Here is a 14,414-nt window from a genome sequence, read left to right as displayed (position 1 = left end):
CATGAGCGGACCCCGTACCATCGTGGTGCCACAGTTGGCGATTGGCCTTGGCCTCATCGCCATCAGTGGCGTTCTGGCGTTCGGTGCCTGGCGGTTTCCTCCTGAAAGGGGCTTCGTGATTTTGGGCGCTCATGTCTATCCCATGGGGCTGGCGGTGTTCCTCGGTGTCGTCGGTTTGCTCTTGAGTTACCAGGCCAGTACGGGTGGGTTTCGCGAATTGGCGGACCACAATGACGAGTCGGCCAAGGTGCTGCCCGACGGCAAGCTCGGTGCCGCCTGGGTGACGGCGGGGCTGGTGGGGGTTGCGTTGTTGATTAACCTCATCGGCTTCGTCCTCTCGGCCGGGTTGCTGTTTGCCTGTTCGGCACGTGGGTTCGGCAGTCGCCATCCGCTTCGGGACCTGGCCATCGGCATTGCCTTGACGCTACCGATTTACTGGCTGTTCAACGTCGGGCTCGGCGTTTCCCTGCCGCCCCTTATCAACGCCTGGCTCTGATCCGGCCCGAAGGAGTGCAATCCGGTGGATATTCTTGCAAGCCTGGCGATGGGGTTTTCCGCCGCGTTGTCGCCGATCAATTTGATGTGGGGATTTATCGGCTGCCTGCTCGGTACGGCGATCGGCGTGTTGCCCGGTATCGGTCCGGCACTGACGGTGGCGCTGTTGCTGCCGATCACGGCCAAGGTTGATCCCACCGGAGCGTTGATCATGTTCGCCGGTATTTACTACGGCGCACAGTTTGGCGGCTCGACCACCTCCATCCTGCTCAACACGCCGGGGGAGTCGTCCTCCATGGTCACAGCGCTGGAAGGTAACCTGATGGCCCGCAACGGTCGGGCCGGGCCGGCACTCGCCACCGCGGCCATCGGTTCATTTGTCGCCGGAACCATCGCCACCATCCTGCTGACGCTGTTTGCGCCCGTGGTGGCCACGCTGGCGCTGAAATTTGGTCCAGCGGAATATTTTGCGATCCTGGTGCTGTCGTTCACCACCGTGTCGGCGGTACTCGGCGCATCGATGCTGCGCGGTTTTGCCTCACTGGGGGTTGGCCTGACCATCGGGCTGATCGGCCTGGACTCGACCTCTGGCATCGCCCGCTACACGCTGGGCGTGCCGGAACTGGTGGACGGCATCGAAGTGGTGTTGGTGGCGGTCGGTTTGTTTGCGGTGGGGGAGGCGTTGTACAGCCTGCTCTACCAGAGAGAAGAAACCAGCGGCCGGCATCGCATGTCTTCGTTGTGGATGACCCGCGCCGACTGGAAACGCTCGGTTCCGGCCTGGCTGCGCGGCACGTTGATCGGTTTTCCGTTCGGCTCGATTCCGGCGGGTGGTGCCGAGATTCCGACGTTTCTGTCCTATTCGGCCGAGCGCAAGCTGAGTAAATACCCGAAAGAGTTTGCCGGCAGCAAAGGCGAGGGCGCGATTGAAGGGGTCGCCGGCCCAGAAGCGGCCAACAATGCCAGCGCGACCGGTTCGTTGGTGCCGCTGCTGACCCTGGGCATCCCGACCTCCGCCACAGCGGCGATCCTGTTGGCCGCGTTCCAGAACTACAACCTGCAACCGGGCCCGATGTTGTTCCAGACCTCGGGCGACCTGGTCTGGACCCTTGTCGCCTCGCTGTACATCGGCAACGTCATCCTGCTGGTGCTGAACCTGCCGCTGGTGGGGCTATGGGTCAAGTTGCTGCAAATCCCCCGGCCCTATTTGAACGCCGGCATCCTGGTGTTTGCCACCATCGGCGTGTACGGGATGCGCCACTCGTCATTTGATTTGCTGCTGATGCTTGGCATCGGTTGGGGCGGGGTGCTGATGCGCCGTTTCGACTTTCCCGTGGCGCCTGTGATCGTGGGCATGCTGCTGGGGCCGATGGCGGAGAAGCAGTTGCGCAACGCCTTGTCGATCAGTCAGGGCGACTGGACGACCTTCTTTACCCAACCCATCGCCGCGTCGTTCCTCGCATTGACGCTGCTGGTGCTGGTCGTTCCGCATGTGCTCCATGCCCGGGGCATCAAGCTACACGAGGACGATTGAGTCAACGCCCGTCCCTTGTAGCAGCTGCCGAAGGCTGCGTTCGGCGGCGCAGCCGTCGTAAAACCTGAATGCACGTCGTACCTGAAACACCGAGTCGTCGGGTCTGACGACGGCTGCGCCGCCGAACGCAGGCTTCGCCAGCTGCTACAAAAACGTGCCAATGCTTTAGGCAGTTTTCTTCAATACGCAGGGTTGGGTGCTCGTTACCGTGGGCGCTGATTTCCCTGAATTGAAGAAGGTGTGCGATGAGTCTGATTATCTCCATGGCAACGTTTGCCCTGGTCGCGTCGATAACGCCGGGGCCGGTGAACATTGTGGCGTTGAGTTCGGGCGCGCAGTACGGCTTTCGCGCCAGTCAACGGCATGTCGCCGGGGCAACGCTGGGGTTCGTTTTGTTGCTGGTGCTGATGGGGCTGGGGTTGCATGAGGTCTTGCGGTTGTGGCCGGCGCTGACGCGGGTGGTGCAACTGGCGGGCGTGGCGTTCTTGTTGTTCATGGCCTGGAAACTGGCGGCGGACGATGGCCGTCTCGACGCCAACGCGACGGGCCGGGCGCCGTCGATGTTATACGGCGCAGTCATGCAATGGCTCAACCCCAAGGCGTGGCTGGCGTGTGTGGCGGGGATGGGCGCCTTCGTCGCGGACGGTGAGGCACGGTTGGTGTGGCAGTTCGCGGCGGTGTATCTGGTGATCTGTTATGTGTCGGTGGGTTGCTGGGTGTATGCCGGGACATTTTTGCGCGGCTACTTGAGCAACCCGGCGGGCATGCGCCTGTTCAACCGGACCATGGCGGTGCTGTTGGCCGTGTGTGCGGTGTATCTGTTACTGCCCTGATCAGCCGCGATACTGTCCCGGTGTCGCGGCCAGGTGCTGTTTGAATGCCCGCTGAAAATGCGCCTGATCAGCAAACCCGGCTTCCAGCGCGACATCGGCGATCAACTTGCCGTTACGCAATTGATCCCGGGCGAACTGGATACGCCGGTTGACCAGGAACGCGTGAGGCGTCATGCCGTAATGCTGTTTGAAGGCGCGGATCAAGTAGGACGGTGACAACTGCGCCGCTTCGCAGATGTCTTCAAGCTTGAGCAGGTGCGTGCAGTTGTCGCGGATGTAGTCGGCGGCCCGTTCGAGCTTGAAATTGGGTTCGCGCAACGGGAGGTCGAGCGGTTCGAGTCGCTGTTGCACATCGGTAAAAAACTCCACCGCCGCACTGTGTTTTCGCAGCACATCCTGTTCGGGATCGACCAATATTTCGTAGAGCTTTTGCAGGCCGACAAACAGCTGTGGATCGCGGGTATGGGTGGTGGAAAACCGCCGGAACGCCGAGTCCTGGTTGAAGCCGAGCTGATGCTGCAAATCGGTCAGCCACGGCGTCTCGACATACAGCATCAGGTACGACCATGGCTGATCGTCGATTGGATTGCAGGCGTGCACGTCATGGGGATTCATCAGCACCACGGTACCGGCGCTGACCTGAAACGCCGATTGCTCATGGTGGTAAGTGCTGCACCCGGCGGTAATCGCACCGATGGAAAAATGCTCGTGGGCGTGTCGGGTGTAGCAGACTTCGCGGCCGTCGGCGATCGCGCGGGCCTCGATGAAAGGCAGGGCTTCATCACGCCAGAAGCGCGGGGCTTTGTCGGCGTTTTTGGCAGCAGCGTGCTTCATCTTCGGCGTCCTCGACAGGTCAGCCCTGGAGTGTATTAGCTCTCGCCGTCAAAGGCTCGTTGCAGCTCGGCAATGTCGAGTTTTTTCATCTGCATCATGGCCTGCATGGCGCGCTGGGACTTGGTCGTGTCCGGATTATTCAGCATCTCCATGAACGGAATCGGCACGATTTGCCAGGACAGGCCGAATTTGTCCTTGAGCCAGCCACACTGCTGGGCCTGTGAGTCGCCGCCGTTGGAGAGCTCACCCCAGTAGTAGTCGATTTCCTCCTGGGTCTGGCAATTGACCTGGAAGGACACCGCTTCATTGAACTTGAAATGCGGGCCGCCATTGAGGCCGGTAAAAGGTTGCCCGTCGAGCTCGAAGCTGACCGTCAGCACCCACCCTTCGGGCATGCCGTGAACCTCCTGGCCGGCCTTGCCGTAATGGGTGGTGCCGGTGATTTTTGAATGATCGAAGATCGAGCAGTAATACTTCGCCGCCTCTTCGGCCTGAGTGTCGAACCAGAGGCACGGAGTCAGTTTTTGCACGCGATGCATGGTGGCGCTCCTCTACGGGTTACTCATGCTGGACTATCAGCGTAGTCAGCCTGTCGCCACTTGGTTGGACCGTAGATCGACAACTGGCTGAAAAAATGAAGTCATATTGACTTGGATCATGGTCATATCGACTAATTTGTGCCGTGGTCGATATGACTCGTATTTCTTCAAGTCATTGATTTTAAATGGGTCACTACTTGGCGCGAGACTTGATACGTCCTACGTACAACTGATCTGATTCAGGAGTACGACAAAATGTTCGATTTTTTCAATAACCCGCTGAACGTTCTGCACCTGTCGAGCAAAGTGCTGGGTGCTGGCCTGACCATGCTGTTTGCCGGTATCTACGGCGCCTATCTGTACGCCGGTCCGATGTCGATTGTGCTGCTGGTGTCGATGCATGCCATGACCATCATCGGGCCTACGTTCCTCAAGATTGGCTACGTCATGCGCCTGCTGGCCCAATATCGGTTGAGCAAAGGCCTGACTCCTGCGGTGGTTTGAGGCCGGCTGGCAAGCCCGAAACTAGCGGTTGAGGACACGCTGGTCGGCGATCCACCGGGTGGCCAGATCGAAGAAGGCGCGCAGTTTTGGCTGTGTCTGCGTACGGCTCGGAAAGTACAGGTACAAGGCCGTGCTCAGAGGGATAAACGGTTGCAGCACGCGCTCCAACTGACCCATCGCCAATTCGTCGATGATCTCCAGATCGCAGGCATACGCCAATCCCTGGCCATTGCGGGCGGCAGAGATCAGCAGCCGGCGATCATTGACCGTCAACCCGCCCTCGACGCCTACCGTAAAATCTCGTTCGTTACGGCGAAACTCCCAGCGGTGAGCGCTGCCGGAGGTCGAGAAGCGAAATCCTATGCATTCATGTCCGGTCAGTTCTTCGGGGCTGAGTGGTTTTCCAGCCTTGGCGAAATAGTCCGGCGAGCCCACCACCGACCACTGCAAATCCGATGTCAGGCGCACGGCGATCATGTCTTTCTCTATGGACTCACCGAGTTAGATCCCCGCGTCGAAACCGCCGGTCATCAAGTCGACGGTGGCATCGTCCAGGGAGATATCGAGGCTGACTTGCGGATACGCCTGGCGAAACAGCGGAATCAGCGGCTCGATCAATAAAGCGCCGGACAACCGTGGCGCGGTGATGCGCAGCGTGCCCATCGGTTGATCGCGGAAACCGCCGAGCATCGCCAGCGCTTCATCGATCTCGTTGGCCGCCGGACGCAAGCGAGCAAACAGATTGGCACCGGCCTCGGTCAAGGCGACCCGGCGTGTGGTGCGCTGAAACAACAGCACACCGGTACGACGTTCCAACAGCTTGATCGCATGGCTGACTGCCGTCGCCAATACCGCCATTGAACACTTCGGGCGCATTGACGTGCTGGTCAACAACGCCGGTTACGGATTGCTCGGAGCGGTCGAGGAAGCCAGTGCCGATGAAGTCCGGCGCCTGTACGAAACCAATGTGTTCGGCCTGTTGAATGTCACCCGTGCCGTTCTGCCCCACATGCGCGCCGCTCGCAATGGACATGTGATCAATCTCTCGTCCGTGGGTGGCTACGCGTCGGGGCCGGGTTTCGGCGTGTATTGCTCGACCAAATTTGCCGTCGAAGGCTTGAGCGAGGCGTTGCATGCCGAGTTGGCGCCGCTGGGCATCAAAGTGACCGTGGTGGAGCCCGGCTACTTCCGTACTGAATTCCTCGAAGGTAATTCATTGGTCGAATCCCCGTCCTCGATTGGCGACTACGACGGCACGGCGGGTCAGGTGCGCCAAATCGCCAAGGCTGTGACCCTCAATCAGCCGGGTGATCCGGACAAACTCGCGCAGACCATGATCACCTTGGTGGAATCACAAAATGCGCCGCTGCGCCTGCCGCTGGGCAGTGACTGTGTGGCGGCGATTGAAGCCAAAAAAACCTTTGTTGCCGCAGAGCTGCAGGCATGGCGTGAAGTGTCGGTGTCCACTGACTTCTAAACCCCCCGTAGCAGCTGCCGAGCCCGCGAGGCTGCGTTCGGCGACGAAGTCGTCGTGAAGCCAGACACTGCGGTGTATCAGTTACACCGTGCTCGCAGTGATTACGACGACTGCGTCGCCGGACGCAGCCTCGCGGGCTCGACAGCTGCTACAGAGCCGGATACTTCGGTCTTACTGCGTGACCGGTGGTCGATGAACCGGTCTCGCCCGGCAATTTGCGCTTAGCTGAAGGGATAACCCAAAGGCGCGCGTAGACAGTCGACCGTCACAGCGACGCCCTTCAGGACACCGTGAGTCTGAGGAACTTCGCCATGTTGACCCTCAACATCAATGGTCAGGATCAGGAACTGGATGTCCCGGCGGACATGCCGCTCCTCTGGGTCCTGCGTGATGTCGCGCATCTGACCGGCACCAAATTCGGCTGTGGAATGGCCCAGTGCGGCGCTTGTACCGTGCACGTCGACGGTGCGCCGTTGCGTTCCTGCATCACACCCGCCACCGCTGTGGCCCATGGGCAGAAAATCCTCACCATCGAAGGCCTGTCCACCGACGGTTCGCACCCGGTGCAGCAAGCGTGGGCCGAGCTTGATGTGGTCCAGTGCGGGTACTGCCAGTCCGGGCAGATCATGTCCGCCGCTGCATTGCTGGCGAAGATCCCCAAACCCACTGACAGCGACATCGATCAGGCGCTCTCCGGCAACATCTGCCGTTGCGGCACGTACCCAAGGATCCGCGCGGCAGTCAAACGCGCCGCCGAGATAGGTTGATGCCAGGCTAGGGGAGTCCGAACAATGAACAGCATCCTGGAGAGTTCACGTCGCGGTTTTCTCAAGGGCAGTGCCCTGTTGGGCGGTGGTCTGGTGGTGGCGTTTGTCATCCCCGGTGCCCATCGTTTTGCCTTGGGTGCGGAGAATCAAGGCGATGTATTTGCGCCCAATGCCTTTTTGCGGATCGGCAACGACAACAGCGTCACGGTGCTGCTGGGTCACTCGGAAATGGGCCAGGGTATCTGGACCGGCCTGACCATGTTGATCGCCGAAGAACTGGACGCTGATTGGTCGAAAATCCGCGTCGAACACTCACCGGCCTCTGCGGCCGAGTACGGGATGCCCGCTTTCGGTGGCATGCAAATCACCGGCGGTTCGACCTCGACGTGGATGGAGTTCGACCGCTATCGGCAGGCCGGCGCAGCCGCCCGCCTGATGCTGGTTGAAGCGGCGGCCAAGCGCTTCGACGTCGCGCCTTCGCAAATCCGTACCGAGTCCGGTGTGGTCTTTGCCGGCGATCAGCAAGCAACCTACGGCGAACTGGCCGATGACGCCGGCAAGTTGCCAGTGCCGGACCCTGCCTCGATCAAGTTCAAGGAAGCCAAGGACTGGAAGGTCATCGGCAAACCCACCAAGCGCCTGGACACGCCAGAAAAAATCACCGGCCGCGCCAAGTTCGGCATGGACGTGCAGTTCGACGGCTTGATGACGGCCATGGTTGCGCGTTCGCCGTACTTCGGCGGGAGCGTCAAATCCTTTGAAGGCGCCGAAGCGCTGGCGGTGCCCGGCGTGCATAAAGTGGTGCAAGTGCCCACGGGCGTCGCGGTGATTGCCGATCACTACTGGGCTGCAAAGCTGGGGCGCGACGCACTGAAGATCGACTGGAACCCGGGGCCGAACACGGGGCTCGACAGCCAGAAGCTGCTGGAAAGCTTCCGCAAACTGGCGGCCACGCCCGGTATTTCCGCCAGCAAGGCCGGCGATGCCAGCGCGGCGTTGAGCAAAGCGGTCAAGTCTGTCGACGCCGAATACAGCGTGCCGTACCTGGCCCATGCGCCGATGGAACCGCTCAATTGCACGGTGAAAATAACCAAGGACAAATGCGAGATCTGGACCGGCACGCAGTTTCAGACGCTGGACCAAATGATCGCCGGCAAAATTACCGGGCTCAAACCCGAACAAGTTGAGATTCATACCGAGTTCCTCGGTGGCGGCTTCGGGCGTCGGGCCAATCCGACCTCGGATTTTGTCGCCGAAGCGGTGCAGGTCGCGAAAGCCGCAGGCGCACCGGTGAAAACCGTGTGGGCGCGCGAGGATGACATTCGCGGCGGTTACTACCGTTCGATGTTCCTGCATCAGGCAAAAATCGGTCTGGATGCCGACGGCATGCCGATCGCCTGGAAACACGCGATGGTCGGGCAATCGATCATGGCCGACACCCTGCTTGAAGCCACCATGGTCAAGGACGGCATCGACAAAACCTCGGTCGAAGGTGTCGCCGACAGCCCGTATATCGAAGACCTGGCCAATCACCAGGTGGATTTGCACTCGCCGAAAACCGGAATCAGCGTCTTGTGGTTACGGTCGGTGGGGCACACCCACACGGGGTTCGTCATGGAGTCATTGATCGATGAACTGGCCGACGCAGCGGGCAAGGACCCGGTGGAATACCGACGGACCTTGCTGAAAAACCACCCGCGGCACTTGGGGGTGCTGAACCTGGCGGTCGAGAAAGCCAACTGGAAGGCACCATTGCCGGACGGCCACGCCCTGGGCGTGGCGGTGCATGAATCTTTCGGCAGTTACGTTGCGCACGTCGCCGAGGTGTCTCAGGACAACCTGGCCATCCGGGTCCACCGCGTGGTGTGCGCGGTGGACTGCGGGATTGCCGTCAACCCGATGAGCATCGCGGCGCAAATGGAATCCTGCGTCACCTTCGGCCTGAGCTTCGCCTTGCACAGCAAACTCACGCTCAAGAACGGGCAAGTGGTGCAGTCCAATTTCCACGACTATCAGGTGCTGCGGCTCAACGAAATGCCGGTGGTCGAAGTGCATATCGTGCCGAGCACCGAACGCTCTGGCGGCATCGGCGAGACCGGTGTGCCGCCCGTTGCACCGGCGGTGGCCAACGCGGTGTTTGCCCTGACCGGGCAGCGTCTGCGGGAATTGCCGTTGCAGTTGTCGGGGGTGTGAGATGAAACGACATCATTGGTTGCTTGGGACGGCGATCCTTATCTGTCTCGTAGCCTACGCCTCGCACGTGTTCGCCGATGACCGCGAGGCCTTGCAGGCGTTTGAAACCGTGCAAAAAGTCTTCCAGAGCCCCCGCTGCCAGAATTGTCATATCCCTGGGGATTCCCCATTGCAGTTCGACGCGGGTACGCCTCACGCGATGAATGTGGTGCGCGGGATGGATGGTAAAGGCGCCGCCGGGTTGCCCTGTGCGACCTGTCATGCCGAAACCAATGCGCCCGCCAGTTACGGGCCGCATACGCCACCGGGGGCGCCGCACTGGAGCCTGCCGCCCGCCGCGCACAAAATGGCCTGGATCGGGCTGCCGGCCGACAGGCTCTGCGCATTGATCAAGGATCGCGCGAGCAATGGCGACCGTGATTTTACGGCACTGATTAAACATGTCAGCGAAGACAAACTGGTGCTTTGGGGCTGGAATCCGGGAATGGGGAGGCCGCCGGTGCCGGTGCCTCACGATATTTTCGTCACACAGTTCAAACTGTGGGCGGAGGCTGGAGGGCCGTGTCCGCTGGTGGGCAGTTGACCGGCGGTCCGTAACGGGGAGTCAATGCCGGTATGGCCGACTCTAAAGACCATACCCGCCAACGGAGTGAGTCATGCTAATTCCAGGCAAACCGGTCAAGCCAGGTGCTGGCGCCGTTCCCGTACGCTCGCCGCAGCAAGAACGCGAATGGCTGCGTGACCTGGCCCGCAAGGCCGAGCAAGAGCTGACGGGCGTGCAGATGGCGAGCATGGACGAGCTGACCTTGCTCCCCAATCGCCACGGGTTTACCGCGCTGGCCCAACAAGGGCTGGACGCTTGCCAACAACTGGAGAAACCGGCCACGTTGTTGCTGTTCAACCTTGATGACTTCAAACGCACCCACTACCTGTATGGCCGGGCCGCGAGCGATAAAGCGCTGAAAATCTTCGCTGATGTGCTGCGCATTGCCTTCCGCGAAAGCGATGTGATCGGTCGCCTCGGCAGCGATAAGTTTGCTGCGTTGCTCACCGGTTCAGGCGCGGTCGACAGGGAAGCGATCGAGGCCCGTCTTGAAGAAATCCTTGCCGAGCGCAATGCCGCGGCCCATCGCGCCAACGACATGCGTTTCAGTATCGGCCAGATCGAATACGACGCCCTGCGTCACGGCTCAATCGAAGGGCTGCTGGCCGAGGCGGACGTATTCACTTGGCAAACAACTGACTCAGGTCCTTGAATGCCTTGAATTCCAGCGCATTGCCGCAAGGGTCGAACAAAAACATCGTCGCTTGCTCGCCCACCAGCCCCTGAAAGCGAATGCCGGGTTCGATCACGAACTGCGTGTCCAACGCCGTCAAACGCTGCGCCAGCGCCTCCCATTCACCCATGCTCAACACCACGCCGAAATGCGGAACCGGCACGTTATGGCCGTCCACGGCGTTGGTGTGCGCCGCTTCCTGAGAGGCGTTTTTCGGCGCAAGGTGAATCACCAATTGATGGCCGAAAAAGTTGAAATCGACCCAATGATCGCTGGAGCGACCTTCTTCCAGACCAAACACTTCGCCGTAGAAAGAGCGCGCAGCGCTCAGGTCATACACTGGAATCGCCAAGTGAAAAGGGGACAGTTGCATCGCACAGGCCTCAGATAGTCAGGAGTTGAGGCAGAGTTTAGCGCTGTGCTTTTTCATTGAAAGACGATAGTTTTTGCGTCGAGCTCAAATTATTTCGATCAATCGAGACTGCCATGCTGCGGGAATTGAGAACCTTTATTGCCGTCACGCGTTACGGCACTTTTGCGGCGGCCGGCATGCACATTGGCCTCACCCAATCAGCGGTCAGCGCGCAAATGCGCAATCTTGAGCAGGCGTTGGGTATCCGTTTGTTCGACCGTACCGGTCGTCAGGCGATTCTCAATGCCGCCGGGCAACGGGCATTGCCGATGGCTAAGGAGATGCTGGACACGTTCAACCGCATGGCGGTCAGTGACGATGTGAGCGAGTTTCGCGGTGAGTTGAAAATCGGTGCGGTGGCCACCGCCCAGACTGGATTGTTGCCCCAGGCACTGTTGCGATTGCGCCAGCAAGCGCCGCTTTTGGAGCCGAAACTGGTGCCGGGTGTGTCGTTGAATCTGTTGAGTCAGGTGGACACCGGTGAAGTGGATTTGGCCATTCTGATCAAGCCGCCGTTTGAGCTGCCCAAGGAACTGTCGGCACAGGTCATTCGCCGGGAGCCGTTTGTGTTGATCGTGCCGACGGCGCTGGAGGGCGATGACCCGTTGCAGATCCTCGCGAGCCATCCCCATGTGCGCTATGACCGTAACTCGTTCGGCGGTCGCCTGGTGACGCGGTTTTTGCGCGAACAGCAGATTGACGTGCAAGTGGCGCTGGAACTGGATGAGCTGGAAGCGATCGTGAAAGTGGTCGAGTGCGGGCTGGGCGTATCGCTGCTGCCGGAGGCGGGGCTGTGGCTTGAGTATGGGGCGAAGGTCCGGATCATCCGGTTGGGCGAACTGACGTTCTATCGGGAGATGGTGTTGTTGCAGCGTTACAGCCAGCGGATGCAGCCGATTCAGCAGTTGTTTGCCGATTGCCTCACTAACGACTAAACACATAACCCCTGTGGGAGCGGGCTTGCCCGCGATAGCAGTGTGTCAGTTGGCATCCATTTTGATCGTGAGTCCGCCTTCGCGGGCAAGCCCGCTCCCACAGGGGATTCATCAACCCTGAAATCCCAGGCATAAAAAACCCGCCGGGGCAGGCGGGTTTTTCAATGGCTAAACAAAGTGCAGTTGTTTGCGCATGGCTGCATCAGGTTACAACTATATCCCCTGTGAGAAACTGATTTACTAAATCGAAAATTAAAATTTAAAGCCTGTCTACTGTTATTTATGACAGTAGACGGCGTTGCTGCTCAGTGCTCAGATGTGACCTGTACCAATACTTCCCATATTGCCTAGGTTGGTAGTCTTTCTGACTGAAGTTCCAGCTAACTTTCCAGAGGATTGAAAGATGGCTCAATCAGAAAAACACACACCTAAAAAAGCAGGGGATCTGGATCCAGACTTCGCCAATAACGGCAGGATTATAGTTTCCGACTTAGGACACGCAAAAGTAGCCATAGAAGATGAAGGTGGCATTGTCTATGTTGTAAACGTATCAAAGGAATGTCGTTTGCGTCGCGCCTTTGCGGATGGTTCACCTGATCTGAGCTTCGGGGTCAACGGTGCTGTGACCTGGCAGTTTGAACGTGGCGAGACGTCATTGGCGTTTCAGCTGTTACGGCAGCAAGATGGAAAATTGTTGGTGATGGGTATCTCACAAAAGACAATTTTTATGTGGCGTACCGCTATCACGCGATTTCACCCCAATGGCAGTCCTGATTTGATCTTCGGTACGAGATTTCTTCCATTTCCCGAAGACCCAGAGCACGTTCGCATGGGTCTTTTCGAACCCACTGCGCGCCTGCAGGTCGACGGCAGGATCTTGCTGGTATCCAATTATCAGGTAGTTGACGAACACGGGGATTCCATCTATCAAGCGGGACGACTGCATCGCCTCAATGACGACGGTTCGCCAGATCTGACATTCGGTGTTCGGGGTTATATTGACGTAAGAGTTAATGGCCAAGACACGGAAGTAAGAAGCATAGCCGTTCTGCAGGACCAGAAAATAATCGTCGGCACAACCCTTAACCGAGTCTTGGGCCATGAGGCGAACTCAAGAGCATCGTTGGCATGTTACATGCCTAATGGCAGACTTGATCAGGGTTTTGGCAAGAGTGGTTATTGGGAGGAGTCCATCTTTAGCCAAGCTTATAAAATGATTGTGCATGAAAACAGAATCATCGTGTTAGGAACACATCTTCGCCCATCCGAGAAAAGTCTTGTCTTGGTAACCAGGTTGACAGCCGAAGGTTTGCTGGATCCGACATTTAACAATGCGACTACCCTGTTGATCGATCTTGATCAAGTAGCGAATTACCCAGAGGTTCTCTCGGTTCAGTCAGATGGGAAAATTATCCTGGCTGTTACGACATATGAGGGGCAATGGTGGCCTCATCTTATACGTGTAAAAAATGAAGGAGTCCTTGATGAAGAGTTTGGCGATCAGGGCATCGTCAAATATGGTGAAGGTTCGGTAGGAGACGGCTTTATACAAAGTAACACTCAAAGAATTATCATGGTTCATATGGCGGACGCCTATAGTTCCTTTATTCTTGGGATTCAAAGTTGACAGTTATTTAACTCATGTGTCTAGCCGCATGGGGTATTACTCTGGGAGAAGGGTTGACGTTGGGTATCGCGCATAAAAAAGTGCCCGTATCTAGCGATACGGGCGCTTTCTTTAACCAGCCAACAAATCACCAGACTTTCACACAGCCTGATTGTTGGCGAGCCTTTGAGTGGCTAGCCGAAGATTACTCTTCGAGGCTACCCATTGCAGTGGTGTTGAAGCCACCGTCAACGTACATGATTTCGCCGCTGATGCCGGACGCCAGGTCCGAGCACAGGAAGGCGCCGGCGTTGCCGACTTCGTCGATGGTGACGTTGCGACGCAGCGGGGTTTGCGCTTCGTTGGCGGCCAGCATCTTGCGGAAGTTCTTGATGCCGGAAGCGGCGAGGGTGCGGATCGGGCCAGCCGATACGCAGTTGACGCGGGTGCCGTCCGGGCCCAGGGAGCCGGCCAGGTAACGCACGCCTGCTTCCAGCGAAGCCTTGGCCATGCCCATTACGTTGTAGTTCGGCATGGTGCGCTCGGCACCCAGGTACGACAGGGTCAGCAGGCTGCCATTGCGGCCCTTCATCATTTCGCGACCGGCCTTGGCCAGGGCCACGAAGCTGTAGGCACTGATATCGTGAGCGATGCGGAAACCTTCGCGGGTGGTGGCTTCGGTGAAGTCGCCGTCCAGTTGGTCGCCCGGGGCGAAGCCGACGGAGTGCACGATGCAGTCCAGGCCGTCCCACTTCTTGCTCAGTGCTTCGAAGACCTTGGCGATTTCTTCATCGCTGGCCACGTCGCACGGGAAGCACAGTTCAGGGCTCGAGCCCCAGCCTTGTGCGAATTCTTCGACACGACCTTTCAGCTTGTCGTTCTGATAAGTGAAGGCAAGCTCAGCGCCCTCGCGATGCATGGCGGCAGCGATGCCGGATGCGATGGACAGCTTGCTGGCGACACCGACGATCAGTACGCGCTTACCGGCGAGAAAACCCATGTGTTGCT

Annotated in this window: 15 protein-coding genes and 1 pseudogene; 11 read left to right on the top strand and 5 right to left on the bottom strand. The window is 58.8% G+C overall.

What is annotated here, in order from left to right; translation table 11 throughout:
- Position 1 precedes the first annotated feature (1 nt).
- The 3 genes from LOY55_RS17325 (at position 2) to LOY55_RS17315 (ending at position 2,862) form a co-directional block, all read left to right on the top strand.
- On the top strand, positions 2-496 hold the full coding sequence (locus LOY55_RS17325) for a tripartite tricarboxylate transporter TctB family protein (RefSeq protein ID WP_223523584.1): 495 nt from the start codon (positions 2-4) through the stop codon (positions 494-496).
- Between the two features lie 24 nt (positions 497-520).
- Positions 521-2,029: a tripartite tricarboxylate transporter permease gene (locus tag LOY55_RS17320; RefSeq protein ID WP_046032095.1), complete on the top strand. Its 1,509-nt coding sequence runs from the start codon at positions 521-523 to the stop codon at positions 2,027-2,029.
- Between the two features lie 245 nt (positions 2,030-2,274).
- Complete coding sequence (locus LOY55_RS17315; protein ID WP_077432059.1) at positions 2,275-2,862, top strand: LysE family translocator; 588 nt, start codon at positions 2,275-2,277, stop codon at positions 2,860-2,862.
- On the opposite strand, the gene LOY55_RS17310 is transcribed toward LOY55_RS17315, so the two are convergent.
- A complete protein-coding gene (locus tag LOY55_RS17310; protein WP_223523581.1) occupies positions 2,863-3,696 on the bottom strand; it encodes an AraC family transcriptional regulator in 834 nt (277 codons plus the stop codon).
- A gap of 35 nt (positions 3,697-3,731) precedes the next feature.
- A complete protein-coding gene (locus LOY55_RS17305) occupies positions 3,732-4,235 on the bottom strand; it encodes a VOC family protein (RefSeq protein WP_223523579.1) in 504 nt (167 codons plus the stop codon).
- Between the two features lie 255 nt (positions 4,236-4,490).
- On the opposite strand from LOY55_RS17305, the gene LOY55_RS17300 reads away from it, so the two are divergent.
- A complete protein-coding gene (locus LOY55_RS17300) occupies positions 4,491-4,739 on the top strand; it encodes a hypothetical protein (protein ID WP_046032099.1) in 249 nt (82 codons plus the stop codon).
- 21 nt (positions 4,740-4,760) lie between these two features.
- Here LOY55_RS17300 and LOY55_RS17295 read toward each other — a convergent pair.
- Positions 4,761-5,597 (bottom strand): annotated as a pseudogene (locus LOY55_RS17295) (LysR substrate-binding domain-containing protein); the annotation flags it as partial.
- Here LOY55_RS17295 and LOY55_RS17290 point away from each other — a divergent pair.
- From LOY55_RS17290 to LOY55_RS17270, 5 genes are all read left to right on the top strand, one after another.
- On the top strand, positions 5,560-6,216 hold the full coding sequence (locus LOY55_RS17290; RefSeq protein WP_258665930.1) for an SDR family NAD(P)-dependent oxidoreductase: 657 nt from the start codon (positions 5,560-5,562) through the stop codon (positions 6,214-6,216). The pseudogene LOY55_RS17295 and the gene LOY55_RS17290 sit on opposite strands and share 38 nt — an antisense overlap.
- Positions 6,217-6,527: 311 nt before the next feature.
- Positions 6,528-6,983 carry a (2Fe-2S)-binding protein gene (locus LOY55_RS17285; protein ID WP_109786554.1) on the top strand — a complete coding sequence of 152 codons (456 nt, stop codon included), beginning with the start codon at positions 6,528-6,530 and terminating at the stop codon, positions 6,981-6,983.
- Positions 6,984-7,007: 24 nt separating this feature from the next.
- Positions 7,008-9,176 carry a xanthine dehydrogenase family protein molybdopterin-binding subunit gene (locus LOY55_RS17280; RefSeq protein ID WP_109786553.1) on the top strand — a complete coding sequence of 723 codons (2,169 nt, stop codon included), beginning with the start codon at positions 7,008-7,010 and terminating at the stop codon, positions 9,174-9,176.
- Position 9,177: 1 nt separating this feature from the next.
- Positions 9,178-9,759, top strand: a complete 582-nt coding sequence (locus LOY55_RS17275; RefSeq protein WP_258665927.1) for a hypothetical protein — start codon at positions 9,178-9,180, stop codon at positions 9,757-9,759.
- 73 nt (positions 9,760-9,832) lie between these two features.
- A complete protein-coding gene (locus LOY55_RS17270; protein ID WP_077432065.1) occupies positions 9,833-10,432 on the top strand; it encodes a GGDEF domain-containing protein in 600 nt (199 codons plus the stop codon).
- Here LOY55_RS17270 and LOY55_RS17265 read toward each other — a convergent pair.
- Positions 10,401-10,826, bottom strand: a complete 426-nt coding sequence (locus LOY55_RS17265) for a VOC family protein (RefSeq protein WP_046032106.1) — start codon at positions 10,824-10,826, stop codon at positions 10,401-10,403. The two genes, LOY55_RS17270 and LOY55_RS17265, sit on opposite strands and share 32 nt — an antisense overlap.
- 113 nt (positions 10,827-10,939) lie before the next feature.
- Here LOY55_RS17265 and LOY55_RS17260 point away from each other — a divergent pair, with 113 nt between their 5' ends.
- On the top strand, positions 10,940-11,800 hold the full coding sequence (locus LOY55_RS17260; protein WP_258665924.1) for a LysR family transcriptional regulator: 861 nt from the start codon (positions 10,940-10,942) through the stop codon (positions 11,798-11,800).
- Positions 11,801-12,203: 403 nt separating this feature from the next.
- Complete coding sequence (locus LOY55_RS17255; protein WP_258665922.1) at positions 12,204-13,427, top strand: hypothetical protein; 1,224 nt, start codon at positions 12,204-12,206, stop codon at positions 13,425-13,427.
- A gap of 184 nt (positions 13,428-13,611) precedes the next feature.
- On the opposite strand, the gene fabI is transcribed toward LOY55_RS17255, so the two are convergent.
- Positions 13,612-14,406, bottom strand: coding sequence for an enoyl-ACP reductase FabI (gene fabI, locus LOY55_RS17250; protein ID WP_046032108.1), 795 nt, complete (start codon positions 14,404-14,406; stop codon positions 13,612-13,614).
- Between the last annotated feature and the right edge of the window lie 8 nt (positions 14,407-14,414).

Source organism: Pseudomonas sp. B21-040 (assembly GCF_024748695.1).
Classification (GTDB): domain Bacteria; phylum Pseudomonadota; class Gammaproteobacteria; order Pseudomonadales; family Pseudomonadaceae; genus Aquipseudomonas.
The sequence above is the reverse complement of the archived record's forward strand: the minus strand, read 5'-3'. Positions and strand labels throughout refer to the sequence as shown.